Genomic DNA, 25,145 nt, shown 5'->3' on the forward strand with positions numbered 1-25,145 from the left:
TCACCCCGGGGGCCCGGGAGCTGCGGGAGCTGAAGTCGGATCTGCTGCTGGGCCAGCCACGGCCCGCAGACCGAAGGTGTACGTCGTCAGGAAGCCCACCGCGTACCCCGTCAGCAGCCCGCCCGCGTAGATCGCGGCCGTCGGGGCCAGGCCCCTGTTGCCCGCCAGCAGCGGGAACAGCGCCCACCCCGACGGCCCGATCGCCGTCGCGCCCACCCGCTCGCCGAGCATCGCGAACAGCCCGACGAAGGCGCCCCCGGCGGCTCCGCCCACACAGGCGGTGAGGAAGGGGCGGCCGAGCGGCAGGGAGACTCCGTAGATCAGCGGCTCGCCCACGCCCAGCAGCCCGGCCGGGAGCGCCGACCTGATCGTCGTACGCATGGTCGTGTCGTGGCGCAGCCGGACGTACACCGCTGCCGCCGCGCCCACCTGGCCGGCGCCCGCCATGGCGAGCAGCGGGAGGAGGACGGTGTGGCCCTGCTGCTCGATGAGGGTGGCGTGGATCGGGATCAGGGCCTGGTGGAGGCCCAGCATGACCAGGGGGAGGAAGAGGCCGCCGAGGACCAGGCCCGCGAAGGCTCCCGTCGTCGTCAGCAGCCAGGTCGCCGCCGTGCCGATGGCGGTCGAGACCGCGCCGGCGGTGTACATGAGGCCGTAGAGCGTGGCCAGGCCCGCGACGAGGACCGTGAGGGTGGGGGTGAGCAGGACGTCCAGCGTGGGCGGGACCCAGCGGCGGCACCACTTCTCGACGTACACGCCCAGCAGGGCCGCCGCCAGCGCCCCGAGCACTCCGCCCTGCCCCGGTGCCAGGGTCACCCCGAACGCCGTCACCTTCGCCACCCCCGGGTAGACGACGATCGCCGCCACCGCGCCGCCGAGCACCGGGGTGCCGCCGAACTCCTTCGCCGTGTTGTGCCCGACGAAGACCGCGATCAGGGACATGAAGGCGGTGGCGATCACCGACAGGGCCGGGGTCACCCCGGGCAGCCAACGGAGGTTGAGCAGCAGGCCGTTGAGCCCGGCCAGCACCCCGCAGCCGATCAGCGCCGGGATCAGCGGCACGAAGATGTTCGCGACCCGGCGCAGGGCCAGCTTCACCGGGGTCGCGTTGCGCTGCTGCCGCGCCCGCTTCAGCACCAGCGCCTGGAACTCCGGCGTCACCCGCGCCACCACCCCCGGCCCGAGCACGATCTGGTAGGTGTCGTCGTCGACCACCCCGAGGACGCCGGGCACCGCCCGCAGCGCCTCCTCGTCCACCAGGGAGCGGTCGGCCAGGCCCAGCCGGAGCCGGGTCATGCAGTGGGCGACGGAGGTGACGTTCGCGGGGCCGCCGACCAGGGGGAGGATCGCGGCGGCGGTGTCGTACGAGGTGCTCACCCCCCGAGCCTGGGGTCAGCGGACCGCCGCCGCCAGCGCGGCACGCAGATGGCCGCCGGACTCCTCCAGAAGGCGGGCGGCCGTCGGGCCGTCGACCCCGGCGAGGATCGCCAGGACGGCGTTCTTCACCTCGCCGTCGGTGGCGGCGAGCGCCCGCTCGATCTCCTCGTCGCCCGCGCCGGTGGCCAGCGCGACGATCCGGCGGGAGCGGGCCCGCAGCTTGTCGTTGGAGGCGCGGACGTCGACCATCAGGTTCCCGTACGTCTTGCCCAGCCGGATCATCGTGATCGTCGAGATCATGTTGAGGACGAGCTTCTGCGCCGTGCCGGACTTCAGGCGGGTGGAGCCGGTGAGCAGCTCGGGGCCCACCACGATCTCGATGCCGTGTTCGGCGGCGGCCGCGAGCGCGCTGTGCGCGTTGCAGGCCAGGCCGATCGTCAGCGCGCCCAGGGCGCGGGCGTGTTCCACCGCGCCGATCGCGTACGGCGTACGGCCGGAGGCGGAGACGCCGACCACCGTGTCCAGGGGCGTCAGCGTGAGCGCGTCGAGGTCGGCGCGCGCCAGCTCCCCGGCGTCCTCGGCGCCCTCCACGGAGCTCACGATGGCCTCGGGTCCGCCCGCGATCAGGCCGACGACCTGGCCGGGGCCGGTGTTGAAGGTGGGCGGGCACTCGGAGGCGTCGAGCACGCCGAGCCGCCCGGCGGTGCCGGCGCCCGCGTAGACGAGCCGTCCGCCGCGCGCCATCCGCTCCGCCACGGCGTCGACGGCGGCGGCGATCTCGGGGAGCCGAGCGGCGACGGCGGCGGGTACGGAGGCGTCCTCGCCGTTCATCAGGCGGGCGATGTCGAGGGTGGGCAGCCGGTCGATGTCGGCGAGGTCGGGGCGGAACGCCTCGGTGGTGAGGGACTCCAACTCGGCGCGCAGCTCACGGGGGTTGGACGGTGAGGTCATGGGCTCTTTCCACGGACGGAACTGATGAGGGCTACCGCCGGTGCCGGTGGGCCAGCGCCTCGTAGGACGCCGACAGGGCGGGCGCGGCGGACTCGTACGTCCGCTGCGCGACTCCTACGAACAGGCAGTCCACGACCAGCAGTTGACCGGTCCTGGACGACATGGCGGCCGGGCGCAGCTCACTCTCGCGCGCGGTGGACGTGGTCAGGACGTGGTCGGCGTACTGGGCGACCGGCCCGTCCGGCCGTCCGGTGATCGCGACGGTCGTCGCCCCGTGCTCGAAGGCGACCCGCAAGGGCTCGATCACATCGCCGGTCGACCCGGAGTGCGTGATCGCGAGCGCCACGTCGCCGCCGCGCAGCTGCACCGCGTTCGTCACGGCGAGATGCGGATCGCTGTGCGCGTGGGCTATCAGCCCTATGCGCAGCAGCTTCTGCGTCAGGTCCTGCGCGACCAGCCCGGACGCCCCGACGCCGTACACGTCGATCCGGCGGGCGGCGGCCAGGGCGGTCACGGCCGCGCCGAGCTGGGCGGTGTCGAGTCCGGCGGCGGTGTCGGCGAGGGTCTGCTGCTCGTCGTAGGCGAGTTTGGCGACGACGTCGGCGATGGGGTCGTCCACCGCGATGTCGGTGGTGATGGCGGGGGCCCGCCCGGACTGCTGCTGGGCGGCGAGACCGGCGAGCGCGAGGCGCAGATCGCGGTAGCCGGGGTAACCGAGCAGGCGGGCGGTGCGGACGACGGTCGCCTCGCTGGTGCCGGTGAGCTCCGCGAGACCGGTGACGGTGAGCGCGGCGCAGCCGGCCGGATCGCCGGCGACGGCCTCGGCGACCCGCTGCATGGAGCGGGTCATGGACGGCGCGAGCGTGCGCACCTTGGCCGCGAGGGCGGCGGGAGCGGGCGGCGGGCCGCCGGACGGACCGGCCTGTCCCGGTCCGGCTCCGAAAGTTTCCTTCACCTGCTGGGTCACGAATGAAAGATATTTTCGCTTCGGTGTTGTGGTCAAGAGTGCGCACAATGGGGGCATGGATCCCTCCGGCCACCCCGTAAGCCCCCTGGAGCAGGCGTTGCACGCGGCACGCGCCCTGGTGCTCGCCGATCTGGTCGCGGGCCAGGTCGCCGAGGCGGACGTCGTGTCGCTCGTCGAGGAGTCCGTCGCGCAGCGGCGCTGGTGGGTGGAGCAGTGGCCCGAGGGCGCGGAGTACATCGCCGGGCTGGTGGCGCAGGACGTCCAGGACGCCCTCCTCGACCGGCACGGCCGCTGGCCGCTCTGCCCGGTCTGCGGTCACGGCGACCCGCACGCGCTGGAGGTCGAGCCCGAACTGGGCCCCGATCCGCACTGGGTCTGCCACAAGGCGGGCGTGAAGGTGGCGTCGGTGGGCCTGCTGGGGACGGCGACGGGCGGGGCTGCCTCGTGAGGGGGGCGCCGTGACCGTCTACATAGACCCGCCGACCTGGCCGGGGCACGGCCGGATGTGGTCCCACCTGGTCAGCGACGTCTCCTTCGCCGAACTCCACGACTTCGCCGACCGCCTCGGCGTCCCGCGGCGGGCCTTCGAGCGCGACCACTACGACATCCCCTCGCACCGCTACGCCGACGCGGTCGCCGCGGGCGCGGTGGAGGTCAGCAGCCGGGACGTGGTGCGGCTGCTGAACGGAGCGGGACTGCGCCGGCCGAAGGGCCGCCAGCCCCGGTCCGAGCGAGAAACCGAGCGGTCCTAGGCGCTGCGGACGCTGCGGAGGTAGACGTGCAGGGGGCCGTCCGCCTCCCTGCTCTCGCCCATCGCCCGCTCCTCCTCGGGCGTGGCCCGGACGAAGCCCGACCGGGTGACCACGGCCTGGGACGGCAGGTTGGCGCGGTCTATGGTCGCCAGCAGGGTGTGTACGTCGTCCCTGGCCAGCGCCCACCGCGACAGCGCGCGCAGCGCCTCGGTCGCGTAGCCGTGGCCGCGGGCCGACTCCGCCAGGTCGTAGCCGATCTCCACGCGGCCCTCCTCGTCGGGCGCGCCGTGGAAGCCGAGGGCGCCCACGGCCCGGTCGTCCTCCGTGCGCACGAGGACGAAGACGCCGAACTCCGGCCGGTGCACGCCCGCTTCGTACGCTTTGAGCAGCATTCCGGAGGCCTCCCGGGTGCCGTCGTAGGGGCCGCCCTGCGCCCACGCGTAGCCGCCGTCGCCCCCGGCCGCGAGGTCGGCCGCGGCGGCGGGGGTCAGGCTCTCCAGGGTGAGCCGCTCGGCGGGCACGACCAGGGGGTTGATCCAGTGCCAGTCGGTGACGGGCGCACGGCCCGGAAGAGTGCCGCGGCCGGTGGCCCAGAGCAGGGTGGCCCAGGGGGTGGGGCCCGGCTGGACGTGCGGGAGGAGCCGGGTGAGGGCGAACTCGGGCAGCTCGGCGGGCGGTTCGTAGACCAGACCGAGCGCCGAGGCGATGTCGTACGTGTGCAGCAGCACCTCGCCGACGCCGAGGGCGGCGAAGCCCTCGGCGTTCGCGCTGAGGAAGGGGCAGGGGTGGTGTGCGCGGATGTGGCGCGGTGTGGTGCGCAGGGTGGCGGTGAACAGGGTGCCGGTGGTCTCGATGGCCTCCAGGAGCCCTTCGTTTCCGGCGGTGGCGTCGGGAGTGACCGTCAGGGGCACGTGAGCGGTGCGGCCCCGCGCCGCGAGCCGGCCGGCGTAGACGATGAGGTCGTGGGCGATGTGGACCGCCGCCTCCCGGCAACTCCACTCCGAACGCGCGGCCTTGACCGTGTCCCAGTCCTCCCCGGCCGCCGTCCGCAACAGGGCCACCGAGCCCGCCACGGCCTGCTGTACGCGTTCCCCGCCCATGTGTCGCATGCGGGCAGGCTATGCGGACGGGCCGGACGGGAGCGAGAGCATGTCGAGTTCCGCGGCGAGGTTGTACCGGGCGGTGGCCTCCCACTTCTCCTGCCCGTACGGCGTTCTGAACAGCCGCGGCAGGTCCAGCAGTTGGTGCAGCACCGCGGACCGGCCCGCCCGGAAGGCGTCGTTCGGCACGAAGTGGTACTCCTCGCGGACGGCGGCGGTGTAGGCGGCGTACGCGGAGGGCGGCGCGGCGAGGATCGCGAGGTCGGCGTCGCACAGGACCTGGCCGTCGCGGTCGTCGTCGGCGGGGTCGTGGGTCACGGTGAGCCGGACGAGCCGGGCGACCTCGGCGGTGCGCTCGGCGGACACTCCGGCCTCGGGCAGGGCGCGCTCGGCGAGCCGGGCGGACCGCTCCTCGTTCGTCGAGCGTTCCGGCAGGTAGACGGCGTCGTGGAACCACGCGGCCAGCCGTACGGCGGCCGGATCGGCGGCGTACTCCTCCAGTGTGTCGACGTGGTCGAGGACCGCCGCGAGGTGCTCCATGGTGTGATAGCGCCGCTGCGGCTCCGACCAGCGCTTCAATAGCGCGTCGCCGTACCGGGACGGGTCGGTGGCGCAGGAGTCGTCCTCCCGCGCCGCGAGCAGGGTGCTCAGCCAGCGGGAGCGGAGGTCGTCGAGATCTGCCATGGGCTCATTCTCCCCGGAACCGGGGTGTGGCGGGTCGGGCGGCGGGCGTAGTCTTGGAGCAGGATTGGACTAGACCTGTACACCTGGTGTCGACCCTTGGTCGCCGACGAATGGGGCCCCATGAGCAAGCGTGCACTCCTGGAGGTGATCGCCCTCGACGTCGAGGACGCGGTCGCCGCGCAGGCCGGAGGCGCGGACCGCCTCGAACTGGTCACCGACATCGCGGCCGACGGGCTGACCCCGCCGGCCGCGACCGTGACCGGGATCCGGGCCGCCGTGGACCTTCCGGTGCGGGTGATGGTGCGGTTGGCGGACGGGTTCGCGGCGGGGGACACCCATCGACTGGTGGGGGCCGCCGAGGAGATGCGGGGGGCAGGGGCCGAGGAGTTCGTGCTCGGGTTCCTCGACTCCGGCGGGGCAGTCGACCTCGATGCGGTGGAGCGGGTCGTGGGGGCGCTGGACGGGTGCCGGTGGACGTTCCACCGGGCGATCGACCGGGCGGCGGACCGGGACGCGCTGCGCAAGGCGCTGGACGGGATGACGGGGCTGGACACCTATCTGACGGCGGGGGCCGCGGCGGGGGTCGACGAGGGGTTGCCCACGTTGCTGGCGGAGGCGGCGCGAAGCGGGGAGCCGGGGTACGAGCAGCGGGTGCTGGTGGGCGGGGGATTGCGGCTGGAACACGTGCCGTACCTGCTGTCCGCCGGGATCGACGCGTTCCACATCGGCGGGGCGGCCCGGCCCACCGGCTGGTCCGGGCCGGTGTCGGAGGCGGCGGTGGGGGAGTGGCGGCGAGTGCTGGACGGGGTGTGAGCGCGCCAGGCGTTCTTCGCCCCGGCCCCAGGGGGCTCCGCCCCCTGGACCCCCGCTCCTCAAACGCCGGAGGGGCTGTTCTCAGCCCGTCCGGCGCCTGAGATCAGGCCGTCAGTTCACGCGGCAGCGGTGCCGTATGGGTCACGATCAGGCCCGACACCGCTCGCGTCAGCGTGACGTACAGCCGCCGCAGCCCCGTCCGTTCGTCCGGCTCGCCGTCCACCACCGCCCGGGGTTCGTCCAGGACCACGTAGTCGTACTCCAGCCCCTTCGCCAGCGACGCCGGGACCAGCGTCAGCCGGGTCCGCGTCGTCGTCTCCTTACCCGGGGACAGGTAACCGATCCCCGCCGCGTCCAGCGCCGCCGCCAGCTCCGGCACCCGCGCATCCGCCGCGATCAGACCCGTCGACCCCTCGTTGCGCAGCAACTCCTCGCAGGCGCCGACCACCTCCGCTGTCCCCCCTACCGCCCGCACCTCGAAGAAGCCCGGGTTCTCCCGGACCGACGCCACCGGCGCCAGCCCCGGCGCGATGTGCGGCAGCAGCCGGGAGGCGTACGTGATCACGTCCGTCGGCACCCGGAAGCCCGCCGTCAGCTCCTCCACCACGCCCTCCGGCTTGCCCAGGTGGGACAGCGCCTCCGCCCAGCTCTCCGTCGCCCACGGAGTCGTCCCCTGCGCCAGGTCCCCCAGCACCGTCGCCGAACCCGTCGAACAGCGCCGCCCCACCGCCCGGTACTGCATCGGGGACAGATCCTGCGCCTCGTCCAGCACCACATGCCCCAGCGAGTGCGTCCGCCGGATCAGATCCGTCGCCTCGTCGATCAGCACCGCGTCCGCCGCCGACCACTTCGCCGACTTCACCGACCGCACCGGCCGCTCCCACAGGATCAGCTTGCGCTCCTCCTCGCTCAGCACCCCCTCCGCGTGCTCCGCGAGGAACCCCACGTCCGTCAGCAGCCGCAGCACCAGCTTCGCCGGCTCCACCACCGGCCAGATCGCCTTCACCGCCGCCTTCACCGCCGTATTGCGCGCCACCGCGTCCTGCACCCGGTCGTCCGGCGCCTCCCCCGAGCGCTCCATCTGCACCAGCACCGCATGCGCGATCCGCTGCGGCAGCGCCTCCCGGGCCGCGCCGTAACGGATCTCCCGGTCCAGCAACTCCCGCACGAGGCCTTCGAGTTCGTACGGCGGCACCCGCCAGCGACGCGACCCGCGCACCACCACGACCGGCTCCGTCGGCATCGTCACCTGCGAGTACAGCGCCCGCCGCAGCACCTCCGCCATCCGCGCGTCCCCCTTGACGACTGCCGCCGCCGCGTCGTCCGTGCCGCGCACCTCCACCTGCCCGACCAGGTCGTCCACGGTCGCCTGCCGGACCGTCAGCTCACCGAGGGCGGGGAGCACTTGCTCGATGTAGTGCAGGAAGGACCGGTTCGGTCCGATGACCAGCGTCCCCGTCCTGGCCAGCCGCTCGCGGTGCGCGTACAGCAGGTACGCCACCCGGTGCAGGCCCACCGCCGTCTTCCCGGTACCGGGGCCTCCCTGCACACACACCGTGCCGCCCAGACCGGACCGGACGATCTCGTCCTGCTCGGGCTGGATCGTGGCGACGATGTCCCGCATCGGGCCCACACGCGGGCGCTCGATCTCCTGCTGGAGCAGCTTGCTGGTCCGCGCCGCCTCGGCCGGGTCCGAGAGGTGCTCGTCCTCGTACGCGGTGAGGTCGCCGCCCGTGTAGCCGAACCGGCGGCGCAGCGCCACGTCCTGCGGGTCCTTCTTCGAGGCCCGGTAGAACGGCTGCGACACCGGCGCCCGCCAGTCGATCACCATCGGATCGCCGGCCGCGTCGTGCACATGCCGCCGCCCGATGTAGAACTGCTCCCCCTGCGCGCCCTCCGAGCGGTCCGCGCCGGGCGCGTGCAGATAGTCGAGGCGGCCGAAGAACAGCGGGGTGTCGCTCAGGTCGGCCAGCGCCTTGATCCGCTCGTCGATCTGGTGGGCGAGGACCGCGGCGTTGACCCAGTTCGCGGTCACGTCCGCGATGTCGAGCGCCTCGACGTCCTCGCGCATCGCACGCAGGGCGGCGCGGGAAGAGGCGAGATGGGAACGCTCACGGGCCAGGGGGTCGTCGGCTGGCGTGGACAAGGGAGTGCCTCCGGTGGGCCTACGGGATCGGGCGCTGCGAGAAGCCGTCCGGTTACCGGCCGGATGGCGGCACTCCGTGAAGGGAGGCGGGCAAGAGCGGAGATTCTAGGTGAGCGGGGGAGGAGGGGGCCAACGGTTTTCCCGCCCCCCGGCCCCCGGCGGGCGTCCGTCCCCTAGGGGACCGGGCCCTCCCCCCGAGGGGTACGGCTCGGTCCACAGGTGGACGAGGACCGCGCACCGATTCGGCCCCGAGACCGATGCCCTCCTTATGTCCCGGAATCCACCATGGAGACATGAGCGCAGCAACCATCACCCCAGCCCCCGGCCGCCACCCGGCCACCGGAGCCAGCCCCCTCCTCGGCAGCCACCGCCACCGCCTCGGCGACACCCTGCGCGCCGTGAAGGTGTTCGCGGGCGCCGCCTTCGACGTCGTCATCCTCGGGGAGTACGGCGAGGAAGCGGGCGTCCGCCGCAGGTGACCCCCTAGGGTCACCCCGTGACCCGCAGCTCACCCTCCGTAACACCCCTTCTCCTCGCGGCACTTTCCGGCACCGCCTTCGCCGCCCTCTGCGTCCACCAGGGCCTCCCCATGGCCGACGCGCTGGTCTACCGGGCCGAGGGACAGGCGGTCCTGCACGGCACGGACCTGTACGGCTTCACCGTCACCGAGTGGCACCTCCCCGCCACCTACCCGCCCTTCGCGGCCCTGCTGTTCGTCCCGGCCGCGCTGGTCCCCGTCACCGCCCTGAAGGCGGCCTTCCTCGCGGGCAACGCGCTCCTGCTCGCCTGGCTCGTCCAGCTCTCCGCCCGGCTCGCGGGCCTGCCCGCCCTCCCGGTGGCCGTCCGGGCCGGCGTCGCGGCCCTCGCCCTCTGGCTCGAACCGGTCTTCCAGACCATGCTGTTCGGCCAGATCAACCTCGCGCTCGTCTGCCTGGTCCTGTGGGACCTCACCCGCCCGCCCGGCGCCCGCGCCCGGGGTGTGGCCGTGGGCATCGCGGCCGGCATCAAGCTGACCCCGGCCGTCTTCATCGCGTACCTGCTGCTGCGCGGGCACCGCCGGGATGCGCTCACCGCGACGGCCGCCTGCGCCGGGACCGTCCTGCTGGGGGCCCTGGCGCTGCCGGCCGCGACCCTCGACTACTTCACCCGCCACCTCCACGACACCGCCCGCGTCGGCAAGGCATGGATCGTCGACAACCAGTCCCTCCAGGGCCTGGTCGCCCGCGCCCTCGGCGACCCGGCGCCGGGTCCCGCCTGGCTGCTGGTGGCGCTGCCCGTCGCGGCGGCGGGCCTCCTGCTGGTACGCACCGCCGCCGCGGACCACCACGCCGTCCTGCTGACCGCCGGTACCGCCCTGCTCGTCTCCCCGATCAGCTGGACCCACCACTGGGTGTGGTGCGTCCCGCTGCTCGCCGTACTCCTCGCGGACCGCGGCCCGTGGCTCGCGGCACCGGTGGCGGCCGTCTTCACCGCCCGCACGATGTGGCTGCTGCCCCACGAGGGCGACCTGGACCTGCGGCTGCCCGGCTGGCAGCAGCCGCTGGCCTCGCCGTACGCCCTGCTGGCCGTGGCTCTCGCCGTCGCCCTGCCAGCGGCTCAGCTCTCCCCGAGGAGCTCGTCCGCGTCGACGATCCGGTAGGCGTACCCCTGCTCCGCCAGGAACCGCTGCCGGTGCGCGGCGAAGTCCTGGTCGAGGGTGTCGCGGGCGACCACGGAGTAGAAGTGCGCCTGGTGGCCGTCGGCCTTCGGACGCAGCACCCGGCCCAGGCGCTGGGCCTCCTCCTGGCGGGAGCCGAAGGTGCCCGAGACCTGGATGGCGACCGTGGCCTCCGGCAGGTCGATGGAGAAGTTCGCGACCTTCGAGACCACCAGCACGCTGATCTCGCCCTGCCGGAAGGCCTCGAAGAGCTTCTCGCGCTGGGCGTTGGAGGTCTCGCCCTTGATGACGGGGGCGTTCAGATGCTCGCCCAGTTCGTCGAGCTGGTCGATGTACTGCCCGATGACGAGGATCTGCTGCCCGGCGAACCGCCGTACCAGCGCCTCCGTGACCTTGCGCTTGGTCGCGGTCGTGGCGCAGAAGCGGTACTTCTCCTCCTGCTCGGCGGTGGCGTAGGCGAGCCGCTCGGAGTCGGTGAGGTTCACCCGCACCTCGACACAGTCGGCGGGCGCGATGTAGCCCTGCGCCTCGATCTCCTTCCACGGAGCGTCGAACCGCTTGGGGCCGATGAGCGAGAAGACGTCCGACTCGCGCCCGTCCTCGCGGACGAGGGTCGCGGTCAGCCCGAGCCGCCGCCGCGCCTGGAGGTCGGCGGTGAACTTGAAGACCGGCGCGGGCAGCAGGTGCACCTCGTCGTAGACGATCAGCCCCCAGTCCCGGGAGTCGAACAGCTCCAGATGCGGATACACACCCTTCCGCCGCGTCGTCAGCACCTGGTAGGTGGCGATGGTGACGGGCCGGATCTCCTTGCGCGTCCCGCTGTACTCGCCGATCTCGTCCTCGGTGAGCGAGGTCCGCTTCACCAGCTCGTGCTTCCACTGCCGGGCGGAGACGGTGTTGGTGACCAGGATGAGGGTGGTCGACTTGGCCTGCGCCATCGACCCGGCGCCGACCAGCGTCTTGCCGGCACCGCAGGGCAGCACGACGACCCCGCTCCCGCCGTGCCAGAAGTTCTCCACAGCCTGCTTCTGGTACGGCCGCAGCGCCCAGCCGTCCTCGGCCAGCTCGATCGGATGCGCCTCGCCGTCGACGTACCCGGCGAGGTCCTCGGCCGGCCAGCCCAGCTTCAGCAGCGTCTGCTTGATCTGGCCGCGCTCGGAGGGGTGCACGGCCACGGTGTCCGGGTCGATCCGCGCCCCGACCAGCGGAATGATCCGCTTGGACCGCAGGATCTCCTCCAGCACCGGACGGTCGGTGGTGGTCAGGACGAGACCGTGCGTGGGGTGCTTGCTGAGCGTCAGCCTGCCGTACCGGTCCATGGTCTCGGCGATGTCGACGAGCAGCGCGTGCGGCACCGGGTACCGGCTGTACTGCACGAGCGCGTCCACGACCTGCTCGGCGTCGTGCCCGGCGGCCCGCGCGTTCCACAGCCCGAGCGGGGTCACCCGGTAGGTGTGGATGTGCTCCGGCGCCCGCTCCAGCTCCGCGAAGGGCGCGATGGCCCGACGGCACTCATCGGCCTGCTCGTGGTCGACTTCCAGGAGCAGGGTTTTGTCGGACTGGACGATCAGCGGTCCGTTCACGTACGCATCCCTCCGGACTGGTCCAAACCTCCAGTGTGCCGCACCCGCCGACGATCACGCTCAGTCGTCCGCGAGCTCGGCCACCCCGGTGATCCGGTGCAGCGGATAGGTCCGGACCTCGTCCGCGGTGTGGTCGTATGCGGTGACGAAGCCGCCCTCGACGCGGACGGGGGCGATGACGCGCTGGCTGGCGGCGCCCTCGGCGTTGACGTAGCCGATCCACAGGGCGTCGCCGGTGAGGACGGCCGCCTGCATGGTGGCGAGGGTCTCGGCGGAGCTGGTGCGGGGGAGTTCGCCGCCGGCCGGCGGGGGCTGCCGGTGGGGGGTGGTGGCGGCCATGTCGCCCGCTCTGATGGCGCGGATCGCCGCCGAGAGGAGGGTCGGGTCGGGGACCGGGGGGCCGTCCGGGACCGGTTCGGGTGCGGTGCGCGGCGGGGTGCGGTGGGCGAGGGCGCGGGTGATCAGGACGTCGCCCTCGGCGGACTCGGCGGCCGGGGCGAAGCCCATCGCGCGCAGTCCGTCCAGCAGGGCGGCCGGGTCGGCCTGGGCGGCCAGGACGGTCGGGGCGAGGCGGCGCAGGCGCAGGCCCGCGGCGCGCTTGTCGGCGAGGATCTCGTTGAGCATGGCGTCGTCGTCGCAGCGGACGTAGGCGGAGGCTGCGCCGACCCGGAGATGGCCGTGCCGGCGGGCCACGTCGTCGATCAGGTACGTCAGTGGCTGCGGCACCGGCGTGCGGGAGTGGGCGCTGAGGAAGGCGTGCAGGTCGGAGGCGGACTGCCCGGCGTCCAGGGCCCGGCGTACCGAGCCGGGGGTGAAGCGGTACACCGTCGCGCCGCCCTTGGACTCCACGTCCGCCAGCACCCCGAGCATGTCCGCGAGCGGGCGCTCCAGCGGGCCGGGGGCCACCGCGGTCAGGTCCGCCTGGAGCAGCACGTGGTCCAGGGGCGCGGGCAGCAGCGGGGCCAGGAGGCGGGCGGCGGTCGCGGCGGCCGCCGCTTGCTCCGGTGGGGAGAGGGGGGCGGGGGCGGGGGTGGGGCGGTGGTGGACGGGGAGTTTGTCGCCGGGCCCCTCGGGGTGCTCCTCGGGCCGGTGCGGCCTCGCCTCCGGTGCGCCCAGCAGGGCGCGGCCGTGTGCGGACAGGGCGCCCCGGCCGGTCACGCCCAGCATCTCGGCCTCCGCCAGCGTCCACCGGGCCAGCTGTCCGCGCAGGTCGTCGTCCTTCTGGGGGCCGCGCAGCGGGCGTTCCCAGCGCAGCCGGGCGAGCACCGACTCGGCGCTCGGGGCGGCGCCCTCGGGGAGGGCGGCGAGCAGGGTGAGGACCCGGTGCCGTACCTCGGGGGCGGCCGAGCGGTCGAGGCCGGGGCCGAGGGCGGAGAGTGTCCGGTCCTTGGCGTCGCGCCCGCCGATCAGCCCCGAGGTGCGGGTGGCCGCCAGCCAGGCCGCCGCGAGCCGGGCCCAGCGCAGGTCGGGGGAGTGCTCCAGCCACTCGTCGTAGGCCGGGGTCGCCGCGTACCGCTCGTCGGCCTCGCCGTCGGAGGCGATGAGGCCCGCCGCGTAGGCGAGCTCGACCCAGAACGCGGCGACCGGTTCGGCGACGTCCAGTGCCACGGCCGTGCGCTTGAGGTCGCGGACGCTGAGGCCGCCGGCCCGCAGGACCGCCGGGCCGCCCTCGTGCCAGTCCTTCAGCAGCTCCTCGATGGTGGCCAGGGAGGTGTACGCCTGCCCGGCCGCCGTGGCGTCCACCACCTGTGGACGGTGCGTGGCGGCGGCCTCCACGGCGGGCGGCAGCGGTTCGGTGGCGCGGTGCGCGTGGCCGCCGCGCAGGTGCAGGGCCACTTCGCGGGGGAGGACGACCGTGCCCGGCGCCGTGGGCAGCAGCAGACCGCGGTCCAGGAGCCAGCGCAGGCGGGGCGTGGGGTCGGCGGTGACCTGGCCGTACGGCGGGCCCCACACCAGCCGGGTCAGCACGTCGAGGGAGTCGGCGGGGGCGCCGGCGAGCAGGGCGGCCATCCGGCGCCGGTCGGTGAACAGGTCGGTGAGCGAGGTCACGGCGGAGACGGCGTCGTGGGTGGAGGGCAGTCCGGCGGCGGTGACGATCTCCTGGATACGGCCCGGGGACATGCCCGCGGTGGCCTCCCGCACGGTCGGGCCGAGGCCGGTCGGGGAGGGGTGCTGCGGGCTGGGCGTGAGCAGCTCGCGGGCCGTGCGCACGAGCCGGAGGCGGTCGTCGTCGCCCCAGACCAGGGCCTGCTCGCGCAGCAGGGCGACGGCGCGCGGGAGGGCGCCCTCGACGGCCGGGTCGCCCTCGTCACCCGCCATCAGGGCGAGGAGTTCGGCGTAGGGGGCCGGGTCGGCGGCCACGGCCAGGGCTTCCGCGGTCTGGAGGGCGAAGCGGTCCAGGCGCTCCAGGGCGCGGACCACCGAGGCGCGGGTGCCGGCCCGGGTCGCGAGCTGGGTGAGGTCCGTCGGGACGGGGGTGATGAGGTCGGGGCGGGCGCGCAGGAGTACGGCCAGGGAGGCGTCGTCCCGCGCGCGGAGCGCTTCCGCGAGGGAACGGGGCGAGGATGCCGGGTCGCTCATCCGACCCACGTTAGCGGGTGGGTACGACGAGGGGTCCCGCCCGCGTCCCGCGGGAGCTGTGGCGGGACGCGGGCGGGCGGGTCCAAGATGTCTGCTTCGGCGCGGTACCGTCGTGCGACGGGGTTTCAACGTGCCGACCCCCGGAGGGACTTCGGTGGGGATTGAGAGCGACCAGGTCGTCTACGAGTATCTGAGCCGCGTCGGGGACGTGGCCCAGCAGCGGCAGTTGCCGTCGGGTACCCGGATGCGGCTCGTCTCGGAGCTGCGCAACGAGATCGACCGGCGCCGGGCCCGCGTTCCCGTCGACAGTCCCGCCGCCGTCCGCCGGATCATCGCCCGGCTCGGCACCCCCGACGAGGTGGTCACCGCGGCCGGTGGCGCCGGGGCGCCCCAGGCGCCGCCCGCCTCCGTGCCCGTGCAGCCGGACCGGGCGGAGAAGCGGCCGCGGCGGTTCGTGCCGCGGCCCCGGCCCGCCGAAGCCGAAGCCGACGACGCGGTCCTGGACGTCCCTTCCTCGCCCCATCTCGCCAGTACGCACGAGCTGGGGGACAGTGCCGCCCAGCCCGACTGGTGGCGGGTGGACTCCAGCCCCTTCGGGGTCGGGGACGAGGTCCCCGGGTTCGTCGGCGGCGTGGAGATTCCCGAACTGCTCAGGCCGCCGCCGCCGAGGGAGGAGAAGCAGCCGGCGGAGGCTCCGGCCGTCGTCGGGAAGGGCCTGGTGGGGAAGGGCCTGGTCGAGGACGACCTGGTCGAGGAGGAGGCCGCCCCGCGCAGGCGCCGGTTCGGTGTCCCCCTGCCCGCCGCTGCCGCCTGGAAGACCTGGCACAACCCCCTCCTGCTGTTCGCCGCCGCCCTCCTGCTCACCGGCGCCGTCATCGGCAACCTGGTCGTCCTGATCCTCGGCTGGCTCCTCGCCTACGGTTCCCGCCGGCTGACCGATGCCGAGAAGAAGGGCGCCGTCGTCGTGCTCCCCGCTCTCGCGGTCACCGCGGGCGTGGTGTGGCTGTGGGGGCGTACCGAGGGCCGCTGGGGCGATCCGATCGCCGAGGGGCACATGAACGACGCCGTGGCCGAGACCTGGCCGTGGGTCGTGCGGGGCGCCGCGGTCGCGTCGGCGCTGTACCTGATGTGGCGGTCGCAACGGCGGCGGTAGGTCCGCCGGAGGCGATGGGCACAATGGCCCCCATGGCCTCCACCGCGCACCCCGCACCCGCCCTCACCGTCGGCTTCGACCTCGACATGACCCTCATCGACTCACGCCCCGGCATCCACGCCTGCTACACCGCGCTCGCCGAGCGCACCGGGACCTTCGTCGACGCCGACCTCGCGGTCACCCGGCTCGGGCCGCCGCTGGAGGAGGAGCTGGCCCACTGGTTCCCGGCGCGGCGGGTGCGGGAGATCGCCGACCTGTACCGGTCGATGTACCCGGAGTACGCCATCACCGCCACGCCCGCGCTGCCCGGCGCGGCCGAGGCGATCGCCGCCGTGCGTGCCGCGGGTGGCCGCGCGATCGTGGTCACGGCCAAGTACGAGCCCAACGCCAAGCTGCACCTCGCCCACCTCGGCATCGAGGCCGACGCGGTGATCGGTGACCTGTGGGCCGAGCGGAAGGGTGAGGCGCTGCGGGAGTACGCCGCGGGCGTCTATGTCGGCGACCACCTGGGCGACATCCGCGGTGCCCGGATCGCCGAGGCGCTCTCGGTCGCCGTCGCGACCGGTCCCTACGGCGCCGACGCCCTGCGCGCGGCCGGTGCCGACGTCGTCCTCGCCGACCTCACGCACTTCCCGGGCTGGCTGGCGGGCTACCGGCCCGCCCGCGCCTGACGGCGCCCCGCGGCGATCGACTGGAACACCCCCGCGCCCGCGATCAGGAAACCGACGCCCATGAGCATGCTCAGTCCGAACATGTACGTCGGGAAAGGCGTCGTGCCGAGCAGCAGCGGGGCCACTGTGACCACAGTGGCCAGGGCGCCGAGGAAGAACACGACCGCTCCGACTCGGATCAGTCGGTCACCGGGCGCGGCGGAATTCGTTTGGGTTTTGTCACGCACCGGACCAGGGTAGTTCCCTGCCCGAAGGAACAACCGGGGGACGTCTTGTCACCCGCCCGAAGACCATTAGCCTTGGTACCGGCGGGTCATGGTCGACCCGCCCGAGTGCTATCAAGAGCCGTTTTCCCATGCAGTTTTCCGACGAGTACGAGGACGAGGACAGACGTGCCTACCGGCAAGGTCAAGTGGTTCAACAGCGAGAAGGGCTTCGGCTTTCTCTCCCGCGACGACGGCGGTGACGTCTTCGTCCATTCCTCGGTCCTCCCCGCCGGAGTCGAGACGCTCAAGCCGGGCCAGCGAGTGGAGTTCGGGGTCGTCGCCGGACAGCGCGGTGACCAGGCCCTGTCCGTCACCGTTCTCGACCCGACCCCTTCGGTCGCGGCGGCCACCCGAAAGAAGCCGGACGAGCTGGCCTCCATCGTCCAGGATTTGACGACCCTGCTCGAGAACATCACGCCGATGCTGGAGCGGGGCCGCTATCCCGACAAGGCCGCCGGCGGGAAGATCGCCGGTCTGCTGCGGGCGGTCGCCGACCAGCTCGACGTATAGCCGCCGCTTTTACGGGAATTCCAGCGTGTCCGGGCCGAGGGGCGGCAACAGCCCCTCGGCCGCGGCGCGGGTCAGCAGGCCGCGCACGGCCGCGTAGCCGTCCTCGCCGAGGCCCGCGGTGAACTCGTTGACGTACAGCCCGATGTGCTGGTCGGCGACGGCCGGGTCCATCTCCTGGGCGTGTTCCATCACATAGGGGCGGGAGACCTCCGGGTCGTCCCAGGCGGCCTGCACCGAGGCGCGGATCGATGCGGCGAGGAGGGTCAGGGTTTCCGCGCCCAGCGCCCGCTTGGCGATGATCGCGCCGAGCGGGATGGGCAGACCGGTGGTGTGCTCCCAGTGCTCGCCCATGTCCGCGAGCTTGTGCAGCCCGTAGGTGCGGTAGGTGAAGCGCGCCTCGTGGATGACGAGTCCGGCGTCGACCTTCCCGTCCCGCACGGCCGGCATGATCTCGTGGAACGGCATCACCACGATCTCGCCGACCCCGCCCGGCAGGGTGTCCGCCGCCCAGAGCCGGAACAGCAGATACGCCGTCGACCGCTCGCTCGGCACCGCGACGGTACGGCCGGTGAGATCCGCCCCGGCCTCCCGGGTCAGCACCAGCGGCCCGCAGCCCCGGCCCAGCGCGCCCCCGCAGGGCAGCAGCGCGTACTCGTCGAGGACGTACGGCAGCACCGCGTACGACACCTTCAGCACGTCGAACTCACCGCGCTCGGCCATGCCGTTGGTGCGGTCGATGTCCGCGAACGTCACGTCGAGCCCGGGCGCGCCGGGGATTCGGCCGTGCGCGAGCGCGTCGAAGACGAAGGTGTCGTTCGGACAGGGGGAGTACGCGATCCGGAGCCTCATACCGACTTCCAACTCTCCAGTACGGGTGTGAGCTTCCCGAAGCCCTCGGTCAGCGCGGCCAGCGCCGCCCCGATGCGCCAGGCGGCGCGGTCGCGGGGGCCGACGGGGTTGGAGACGGCGCGGATCTCCAGCACGGGAACGCCGTGCAGGGCGGCCGCCTCGGCGACGCCGAAGCCCTCCATGGCCTCGGCGAGGGCGGTGGGGTGGCGGGCGCGCAGCGCGGCGGCGCGGGCGGCGGTGCCGGTGACGGTGGAGACGGTGAGCACGGCACCGGTCAGGGCGCCGGTCGCGGCCGCGGTCTCCCGTACGAGTGCTTCGGGCGGACGGTGGGTGACGGTGCCGAAGCCGAGTTCGGTGACCGGCAGGAACCCGTCGGGTGTCTCGGCGCCCAGGTCGGCGGCGGTGATCTCGTCGGCGACGATGAGGGAGCCGAGGGGGGCGTGGGGCGCGAAGCCGCCGCCGATCCCGGCCGAGACGACCAGGTCGTACGGGGCCCGTGCGAGGGCCGTGGCGGTGCCGGCGGCGGCGCGGGCCGGGCCCACTCCGACGGCGAGGACCTCGCCCGGGAACGCCTGTGCCACCGCGTCCCGTTCGGCGGGGACCGCGGTGGCCACGAGGACGCGTACGGAAGACGTGGTCAGTCGTCCTTCTTCAGCTTGAAGGACCACAGACCGGTCGTCTCCTTCTCACCCTCCCGGATGGACACCAGCGTCGAGTTGCCCTGGGCGCCGTACTGGGCGTTGAAGAACACGCTGCCCGGGATCGTGGTGTACGTCTTCTTGAGGGGCTCCTGGAGCAGCGGCTGGCCGTTCATCATGATCGTCCAGCCGTTGTCCGCGATGTCCGGGTCGACACCGAAGCGCACGGTCTCGTCCGGGTCCACGGTGAGCGACTTGATGTCGGTCTCCTTCAGGCACTCCGTCAGGGCCGCGGTCTTCAGGGCCTCACCCTCGCCACCGCAGGTGGCCTCCTCGCTCACCGAGGACGAACCGACGGTGATCGTGGCCATCGGCGTGGGCTTCTCGCAGGCCGACAGGACGAGCAGTCCGGCGGATACGGCGCCGGCGGCGGCGACGGCGCGGCGGCGTCGCACAGCGGATTGCATGGTCATGGGGCGAAGGCTATCGGGAGCGCCCTACCGGTTCCTTACCTGGGGTGCGGCGTGCCGGTTGCGGTTAGGCAACCCGCGTGCGCGGGGGGCCGCTGTGGCGGGACGAGATGATCAGGCCGCGGACCGTGGTCAGCCAGCCCGTGGCGACGATCACCGCGCCCACCGTCATGCCCAGGCTGCCGCTCAGCGGCAGCACGATGCCGATGGCGCCGCCCAGCACCCAGGACATCTGCAGCAGCGTCTCGGAGCGGGCGAAGGCGGAGGTGCGCACCAGCTCCGGCACGTCCCGCTGGATCAGCGCGTCCAGGGACAGCTTGGCCAGCGCCTGCGAGAACCCGGCGACCGCCGCGAGGCAGGCCACCAGGGCGGCGCTGAAGAAGGCCGCCGCGATGATCGCCGCGGTCATCACACAGGCCACCACGGTCACGATGATGATCTCCGGGGCGCGTGATCTCAGCCACGCCCCGACCGCCGTGCCGCAGGCGTTGCCCACCCCGGCCGAGACGGCCACTATCCCCAGCGACACCGCGGCGCTCTGCCCGGCCAGCGGATGCTCGCGCAGCAGGAACGCGAGGTAGAAGATCAGGAAGCCGGACAGACAGCGCAGGGCGGCGTTGGCGCCGAGGGCGTGGGTGACGGCGATGCCGACCGTGCGCAGCCCGGGGCGCTTGACCGGCTTCAGGTGCGGTCCGTGCAGATGCTCCTCGTCCGCCGCCAGCAGCGCGGTGTCCTCGCCCTTGGCCGAGTCGACCTTCGGCGGCAGCGTGAACGACAGGAACGCCCCCACCATGAAGAGCACGAAGGCGCCGTACAGCGGCCAGCGGGGGCCGATCGCCTGGAGCCCGGCGCCGACCGGTGCCGCCACCCCGGTGGCCAGCAGCCCGCCGAGCGTGACCCGTGAGTTCGCCTTGACCAGGGAGAAGCCCGGTGGCAGCAGCCGGGGCACGACCGCGCTTCTGACCACGCCGTACGCCTTCGACGACACCAGTACGCCGAGTGCCGCCGGGTACAGCTCGATGCCGCCGGTGATCACCGCGGCGGACAGGACCAGCGCGAGCAGGGCCCGGGCGAGCATCGCGCCGGCCATCGCGGCCCGGCGGCCGTGCGGGACGCGGTCCAGGAGGGGGCCGATCACGGGCGCGAGGAGCGTGAACGGCGCCATGGTGATGCCGAGGTAGAGCGCGACCCGGCCGCGGGCCTCGTCGGTCGGGACGGAGAAGAAGACGGTGGAGGCGAGGGCGACCGTGATCATCATGTCGCCGGCGCCGTTCACCCCGTGCAGTTCGATCAGCTTGCCGAGCCCGGACTCGCCCGCCCCCTGTGCGTGGGTCGCCTTGCGGATGCCGCGGGCGGTGCCGGTGACCGGAAAGTGCAGGGCACGCCCGACGCGGCGGACGGCGCCGCGAAGTCGGCCCGAACCGCCGCTTCGTGTGCGGCCCCGGTCCCCACCGACTCCGGTGGCTCCCTGAGGCGTCCGCGCGGCTGCCACGACGTCATAGTGCCCCGAGATGGTCGAACGTAGTGCGGTTACCGCGCGTATGGGCGCGGCTTTGTCAGTGGTTTGCGACCGTCGGTGTAGGCCGAGCGCCGGTGAACAGGTAGCGTGCGTATCTCGGCCATCCCGCAGAATGGATGGTGACAGGTGCGCCCGAGTGCGAGGGGGCGCGGACGTCGACGCGGTCCCCCGGTCCGCTCCGTCCGCCCGTCCCGCCGCCTTCAGGCAGCCGCACCCGAGAGACGGCGTAGGAGAGAAGCGATACCTGTGAGCGCAGCGACCACGCGAAGCCGCACCCCCGACCGCCTGTGCGCCGAGGCGACCGACCTCGCCCGCACCGCCGCCGAGGAGGCAGCCGCGCCCGGCGTCGTCGGGGAGCACGTGGGTCTGGTCTCCGAGGGCGACCGCGTCGTGACGCACTTCTTCGAGTGCAAGGAGCTCGGCTACCGCGGCTGGCGCTGGGCCGTGACGGTGGCCCGGGCCTCCCGCGCGAAGCTCGTCACGCTCGACGAGGTGGTCCTCCTGCCCGGCCCGGACGCCCTCCTCGCCCCCGAGTGGGTGCCGTGGAGCGAGCGGCTGCGCCCAGGCGACATGGGCCCCGGCGATCTGCTCCCCACCGACGCCGAGGACCTGCGTCTGGAGCCCGGCTACACCGGCGAGGACGAGCCGGTGCCGAGCTCCGCCGTCTCGCACGAGATGGCCGAGCTGGTCGAGGCCGAGGACGCCGAGGTCACCGGCGGCACCCCCGCCCACCTGCCGGTCGTCCCGGCCCGTGGCTCGATCGCCGCCGTCGCCGAGGAACTGGGCATGCGCCGGGCCCGGGTCCTGTCGCGCTACGGCCTGCATGTCGCCGCCGACCGGTGGGAGGAGGCGTTCGGCGCGAAGACCCCGATGGCGCAGGCCGCCCCCGCCTCCTGCGTCAGCTGCGGCTTCCTGATGCGCCTGGGCGGCTCCCTGGGGCAGGCCTTCGGGGTCTGCGCCAACGAGTTCTCCCCGGCCGACGGCCGGGTCGTCTCCCTGACCTACGGCTGCGGCGGCCACTCCGAGGCGGCCGTCATGCCCAAGCCCCCGCAGCCGGCCCCGCCGGTGATCGACGAGACGACGGTGGATCCCTTCCCGCTGCGCCCGTCCTCGGACTCGGGGTCGGTGCCGGCGGTGTCGGACGAGGACGCGGCGGACTTGGGGCACTCGTAACCATGACGCACCCCCCGGGCCCCTCGGCCCGGGGTTAGCGGCGCCCCACCTCGCGGTACCTTCATCGTCACGCCGATGAGTGGAGTGAACGTGAGCAAGTTCGTGCGGCCGGCCGTCGAGGGAGCGGATCCGTTCGGGACCGCCCGGCTGCGACGCGGTGTACTGGACGCCTGGGCCACCAGCCCGGCCCGGTTCCGGGAGGACGCCAACGCCGAGGAGGACCTCGTCCTCGGCGGATACCGGGACCGCCTCGTCGTCGAGCTCGCTCAGAACGCCGCCGACGCCGCCGCCCGCGCGGGCGTGCCCGGACGGCTCCGGCTCACCCTGCGCGAGGGTGTCCTCGTCGCCGCCAACACCGGCGCGCCGCTGGACGCGGCCGGCGTCGAGTCGCTCGCCACGCTTCGCGCGTCCGCCAAGCGGGACACGCCCTCCATCGGCCGCTTCGGCGTCGGTTTCGCCGCCGTCCTGTCCGTCACCGACGAGCCCGCCGTGGTCGGCCGGCACGGCGGGGTGCGCTGGTCGCTCGCCGAGGCCCGGGAACTCGCCGCCGACACCGCCCGGCACAGCCCCGGCCTCGGGGACGAGATCCGGCGCCGCGACGGGCACGTGCCCCTGCTGCGGCTCCCGTTCGCCGCCGAGGGCACCGCCCCCGGCCCCTACGACACGGCCGTCATCCTGCCGCTGCGCGACGCGGCCGCCGCCGACCTCGCCGAGCGGCTCCTGGACGCCGTCGACGACGCCCTGCTGCTCGCCCTGCCGGGGCTCACCGAGGTCGTCGTCGAGACGGACACCGTGCGCACGATCAGCCGCCGCACGGACGGCGACTTCACCGTCGTGGAGGACTCCCGGGACGGCACCACCCGCTGGCGGACCATGACGGCGAGCGGGCCGGCCGCGGCCGAGCTGCTGGCCGACCGGCCCGTCGAGGAGCGGCTGCGGCCGCACTGGTCGGTCACCTGGGCCGTGCCCGCCGACGAGGACGGCGCCCCCGCCCGGCCGCGGACCAGCCCCGTCGTGCACGCGCCGACGCCGAGCGACGAGGCCCTCGGGGTGCCCGCGCTGCTCATCGCCTCCTTCCCGCTGGACACCACCCGGCGGCACGCGGCCCCCGGCCCGCTGACCGACTTCCTGGTGCAGCGCGCGGCCGACGCCTACGCCGAGCTGCTCGCCGGCTGGCGGCCGGTGACCGCGGGGATCATCGACCTGGTGCCCGGCCCGCTGGGCAAGGGCGAGCTGGACGGGGCGCTGCGCGCGGCGATCCTGGAGCGGCTGCCGCGCACGGCGTTTCTCCCGCCCGCCCTCCCGGCGTTCCTCCCGCCCGCCCCACCGGCCGTCCCGCCACCGGCCTCCGAGACCATCGACGCTCTCCCCGAGGCCCTGCGGCCCCGGGACGCGGAGGTCGTGGAGGGCGCGGGCGCCGACACCGTGCGGGTCCTCGCCGAGGTGCTGCCCACCCTGCTGCCCGCCGGGCTCGAACGGCGGGTGGAGCTGCGGACGTTGGGTGTCGGACGGGTGCCGCTGACCGACGCCGTCGACCGGCTGGCCGGCCTGGAGAAGGAACCCGAGTGGTGGCGGCGGCTCTACGACAGCCTCGCCGGGGTGGACCCCGACCGGCTCTCCGGGCTGCCGGTGCCGCTGGCCGACGGGCGGACCACCATCGGCCCGCGTCAGGTGCTGCTGCCCACCGCGGACGCCGGGATCGACCCGGAACTGCTCGCCCGGCTCGGCCTGAAGGTCGCCCACCCGGACGCCGTCCACCCGCTGCTGGAGAAGCTCGGCGCGCTGGCCGCCACGCCGCGGGCCGTGCTCACCACCCCGCAGGTGCGGGCCGCGGTGGCCGCCTCCCTGGACGACGAGGGCGGTCTCGACTGGGAGCGCGACACGCTCGACGCGGAGGAGCTGGCCGACACCGTGCTGGCCCTGGTGCGCGACGCCGACCTCGAACCGGGTGACGAGCCCTGGCTCGGCGCCCTCGCGCTGCCCGACGAGGAGGGCGAACTGGCGCCCGCGGGCGAGCTGGTGCTGCCCGGCAGCCCCTTCCACCAGGTCATGCGCGAGGGCGAACTCGCCGCCGTGGACGCCGAACTGGCCGAGCGGTGGGGCGAACAGCCGCTCGCGGCCTGCGGAGTGCTCGCGGCCTTCGCGCTGGTCCGCGCCAGTGACGTGGTCCTCGACCCGGACGAACTGGAGCCCCGCGAGGGCGACTTCGCCCAGCCCGACGACGCCGGACTGCTGGACGCCGTGGACGTGTGGAGCGAGGACATCCTCGACCGCTTCCCGGACACACCGGTGCCGCCCGTCGCCACGGAACTGGTCGCCGTGCGCGACCTGGACCTCGTCGACGACGACAAGTGGCCGCAGGCGCTGGCCCTGCTGGCCCGGCCGCCGCTCAGGGACGCCCTCACCCAGCAGGTGCGGATCCTGCTGCCCGACGGCACCCATGAGGTCGTACGGCCCTACACCGCCTGGTGGTTGCGCGGGCACCCGGTGCTCGACGGCCGCCGCCCGGCCGGACTGCTCGCCTCCGGCGGCGACCCGCTGCTGCGCGGCCTGTACGACGAGGCCGACGCGACCGGGTTCGACGACGAACAGGTGCTGCGCGCCCTGGGAGTGCGGACCTCCGTGGCCGCGCTGCTCGACGAGCCCGGCGGCGCCGCCGAGCTGCTGGACCGGCTCGCCGATCCCGCGCGGACGGTGACCGGGTCCCAACTGCACGCCCTGTACGGCGCGCTGGCCGACCTCGACCCCGAGCGGGTGACCCTGCCGGACGAGCTGCGGGCCGTGGTCGACGGCCGCATGAAGGTGGTGGACGCGGCCGACGCCGTGGTCGTCGACTCCCCCGACCTGCTCCCCTTCACCGGGGGCGTCCCGCTGCTGCCGGTACGGCCGTCGCGCGCCGCCGAACTGGCCGAGCTGTTCCAGGTGCGGCGGCTGAGCGAGTCCGTCACCGGGTCCGTCGACTCCGAGGGCACCGAGCACGACGTACCGGAGCCGGTGCGGGTGCTGCTGGGGGCGCGGACGCCGGTCTCCTACGTCGAGCACGAGGAACTCGTCGTGGACGGGGTGGAGATCGACTGGCGGCTCACCGACGACGGCGTGCTGCACGCGGCCACCCTGGAGGGGGTCGCGGCGGGGCTGGCCTGGGCGGCCCGGCAGTGGCCGCGGCGGTTCGAGGTGGCGGCGCTGCTGGAGGATCCGTCGCGGACGCAGGAGCTGGCGCGGGACCGCTGGTTCGACTGAGGTCTTCACGCGGTCCGGGAAATTTCCGCACACAATTTTCGTACGC

23 protein-coding genes are annotated in these 25,145 nt (G+C 74.0%); 10 read left to right on the top strand and 13 right to left on the bottom strand.

Going from position 1 to position 25,145, the window contains the following annotated elements; genetic code table 11:
* The 3 genes from ACWD11_RS14865 to ACWD11_RS14875 are packed head-to-tail and all read right to left on the bottom strand — an operon-like array spanning position 1 to position 3,295.
* Entirely contained in the window at positions 1 to 1,377 is a 1,377-nt protein-coding gene (locus ACWD11_RS14865; RefSeq protein ID WP_389418108.1) for a PTS transporter subunit EIIC, read from the bottom strand.
* Between the two features lie 15 nt (positions 1,378 to 1,392).
* Entirely contained in the window at positions 1,393 to 2,328 is a 936-nt protein-coding gene (murQ, locus tag ACWD11_RS14870; RefSeq protein ID WP_451283284.1) for an N-acetylmuramic acid 6-phosphate etherase, read from the bottom strand.
* 31 nt (positions 2,329 to 2,359) lie between these two features.
* Entirely contained in the window at positions 2,360 to 3,295 is a 936-nt protein-coding gene (locus tag ACWD11_RS14875; protein WP_389418110.1) for a MurR/RpiR family transcriptional regulator, read from the bottom strand.
* Between the two features lie 55 nt (positions 3,296 to 3,350).
* Here ACWD11_RS14875 and ACWD11_RS14880 point away from each other — a divergent pair, with 55 nt between their 5' ends.
* Positions 3,351 to 3,743, top strand: a complete 393-nt coding sequence (locus ACWD11_RS14880; protein ID WP_389418111.1) for a hypothetical protein — start codon at positions 3,351 to 3,353, stop codon at positions 3,741 to 3,743.
* Positions 3,744 to 3,753: 10 nt separating this feature from the next.
* A complete protein-coding gene (locus ACWD11_RS14885) occupies positions 3,754 to 4,047 on the top strand; it encodes a DUF4031 domain-containing protein (RefSeq protein ID WP_389418112.1) in 294 nt (97 codons plus the stop codon).
* On the opposite strand, the gene ACWD11_RS14890 is transcribed toward ACWD11_RS14885, so the two are convergent.
* The gene (locus tag ACWD11_RS14890; RefSeq protein ID WP_451283287.1) at positions 4,044 to 5,156 is read right to left on the bottom strand and encodes a GNAT family N-acetyltransferase; all 1,113 of its coding nucleotides are present in this window, start codon (positions 5,154 to 5,156) and stop codon (positions 4,044 to 4,046) included. The two genes, ACWD11_RS14885 and ACWD11_RS14890, sit on opposite strands and share 4 nt — an antisense overlap.
* Positions 5,157 to 5,165: 9 nt before the next feature.
* The gene (locus tag ACWD11_RS14895; RefSeq protein ID WP_451283289.1) at positions 5,166 to 5,831 is read right to left on the bottom strand and encodes an HD domain-containing protein; all 666 of its coding nucleotides are present in this window, start codon (positions 5,829 to 5,831) and stop codon (positions 5,166 to 5,168) included.
* Between the two features lie 120 nt (positions 5,832 to 5,951).
* On the opposite strand from ACWD11_RS14895, the gene ACWD11_RS14900 reads away from it, so the two are divergent.
* Positions 5,952 to 6,644, top strand: a complete 693-nt coding sequence (locus ACWD11_RS14900; RefSeq protein ID WP_451283291.1) for a copper homeostasis protein CutC — start codon at positions 5,952 to 5,954, stop codon at positions 6,642 to 6,644.
* 103 nt (positions 6,645 to 6,747) lie between these two features.
* On the opposite strand, the gene ACWD11_RS14905 is transcribed toward ACWD11_RS14900, so the two are convergent.
* The gene (locus ACWD11_RS14905; RefSeq protein ID WP_451283293.1) at positions 6,748 to 8,790 is read right to left on the bottom strand and encodes a HelD family protein; all 2,043 of its coding nucleotides are present in this window, start codon (positions 8,788 to 8,790) and stop codon (positions 6,748 to 6,750) included.
* 293 nt (positions 8,791 to 9,083) lie between these two features.
* Between ACWD11_RS14905 and ACWD11_RS14910 the strand changes: the two genes are divergently transcribed.
* Both ACWD11_RS14910 and ACWD11_RS14915 read left to right on the top strand, forming a co-directional pair.
* Positions 9,084 to 9,269: a hypothetical protein gene (locus tag ACWD11_RS14910; protein ID WP_451283295.1), complete on the top strand. Its 186-nt coding sequence runs from the start codon at positions 9,084 to 9,086 to the stop codon at positions 9,267 to 9,269.
* 17 nt (positions 9,270 to 9,286) lie between these two features.
* The gene (locus ACWD11_RS14915; RefSeq protein ID WP_389418118.1) at positions 9,287 to 10,429 is read left to right on the top strand and encodes a glycosyltransferase 87 family protein; all 1,143 of its coding nucleotides are present in this window, start codon (positions 9,287 to 9,289) and stop codon (positions 10,427 to 10,429) included.
* On the opposite strand, the gene ACWD11_RS14920 is transcribed toward ACWD11_RS14915, so the two are convergent.
* Together ACWD11_RS14920 and ACWD11_RS14925 are read right to left on the bottom strand one after the other, a co-directional pair.
* On the bottom strand, positions 10,387 to 12,030 hold the full coding sequence (locus tag ACWD11_RS14920; protein ID WP_389418119.1) for a DNA repair helicase XPB: 1,644 nt from the start codon (positions 12,028 to 12,030) through the stop codon (positions 10,387 to 10,389). The genes ACWD11_RS14915 and ACWD11_RS14920 overlap by 43 nt on opposite strands.
* A 60-nt stretch (positions 12,031 to 12,090) precedes the next feature.
* Positions 12,091 to 14,610, bottom strand: a complete 2,520-nt coding sequence (locus ACWD11_RS14925; protein WP_451283298.1) for a helicase-associated domain-containing protein — start codon at positions 14,608 to 14,610, stop codon at positions 12,091 to 12,093.
* Between the two features lie 154 nt (positions 14,611 to 14,764).
* Here ACWD11_RS14925 and ACWD11_RS14930 point away from each other — a divergent pair, with 154 nt between their 5' ends.
* Positions 14,765 to 15,763: a hypothetical protein gene (locus tag ACWD11_RS14930; RefSeq protein WP_451283300.1), complete on the top strand. Its 999-nt coding sequence runs from the start codon at positions 14,765 to 14,767 to the stop codon at positions 15,761 to 15,763.
* 32 nt (positions 15,764 to 15,795) lie between these two features.
* Entirely contained in the window at positions 15,796 to 16,434 is a 639-nt protein-coding gene (locus tag ACWD11_RS14935; RefSeq protein WP_451283302.1) for an HAD family hydrolase, read from the top strand.
* On the opposite strand, the gene ACWD11_RS14940 is transcribed toward ACWD11_RS14935, so the two are convergent.
* Positions 16,413 to 16,661 carry a hypothetical protein gene (locus tag ACWD11_RS14940; protein ID WP_389418123.1) on the bottom strand — a complete coding sequence of 83 codons (249 nt, stop codon included), beginning with the start codon at positions 16,659 to 16,661 and terminating at the stop codon, positions 16,413 to 16,415. The genes ACWD11_RS14935 and ACWD11_RS14940 overlap by 22 nt on opposite strands.
* A gap of 165 nt (positions 16,662 to 16,826) precedes the next feature.
* On the opposite strand from ACWD11_RS14940, the gene ACWD11_RS14945 reads away from it, so the two are divergent.
* Positions 16,827 to 17,210 carry a cold-shock protein gene (locus ACWD11_RS14945; protein WP_308293238.1) on the top strand — a complete coding sequence of 128 codons (384 nt, stop codon included), beginning with the start codon at positions 16,827 to 16,829 and terminating at the stop codon, positions 17,208 to 17,210.
* Positions 17,211 to 17,219: 9 nt separating this feature from the next.
* On the opposite strand, the gene ACWD11_RS14950 is transcribed toward ACWD11_RS14945, so the two are convergent.
* The 4 genes from ACWD11_RS14950 to ACWD11_RS14965 form a co-directional block, all read right to left on the bottom strand.
* Positions 17,220 to 18,059, bottom strand: a complete 840-nt coding sequence (locus tag ACWD11_RS14950; protein ID WP_451283304.1) for a 1,4-dihydroxy-6-naphthoate synthase — start codon at positions 18,057 to 18,059, stop codon at positions 17,220 to 17,222.
* Positions 18,056 to 18,727 carry a futalosine hydrolase gene (locus ACWD11_RS14955; protein WP_451283306.1) on the bottom strand — a complete coding sequence of 224 codons (672 nt, stop codon included), beginning with the start codon at positions 18,725 to 18,727 and terminating at the stop codon, positions 18,056 to 18,058. Before ACWD11_RS14955 ends, ACWD11_RS14950 begins: the two co-directional genes overlap by 4 nt.
* Positions 18,697 to 19,164, bottom strand: coding sequence for a DUF2771 domain-containing protein (locus ACWD11_RS14960; RefSeq protein WP_451283533.1), 468 nt, complete (start codon positions 19,162 to 19,164; stop codon positions 18,697 to 18,699). Before ACWD11_RS14960 ends, ACWD11_RS14955 begins: the two co-directional genes overlap by 31 nt.
* Before the next feature lie 70 nt (positions 19,165 to 19,234).
* Entirely contained in the window at positions 19,235 to 20,659 is a 1,425-nt protein-coding gene (locus tag ACWD11_RS14965; protein ID WP_389418126.1) for an MFS transporter, read from the bottom strand.
* Positions 20,660 to 20,932: 273 nt separating this feature from the next.
* On the opposite strand from ACWD11_RS14965, the gene ACWD11_RS14970 reads away from it, so the two are divergent.
* Both ACWD11_RS14970 and ACWD11_RS14975 read left to right on the top strand, forming a co-directional pair.
* Entirely contained in the window at positions 20,933 to 21,859 is a 927-nt protein-coding gene (locus ACWD11_RS14970; RefSeq protein ID WP_389418127.1) for a DUF3027 domain-containing protein, read from the top strand.
* Positions 21,860 to 21,949: 90 nt separating this feature from the next.
* A complete protein-coding gene (locus ACWD11_RS14975; protein WP_451283308.1) occupies positions 21,950 to 25,099 on the top strand; it encodes a sacsin N-terminal ATP-binding-like domain-containing protein in 3,150 nt (1,049 codons plus the stop codon).
* The last annotated feature ends 46 nt before the right edge of the window (positions 25,100 to 25,145 follow it).

The sequence above is a fragment of the Streptomyces sp. NPDC002776 genome, from assembly GCF_053592195.1.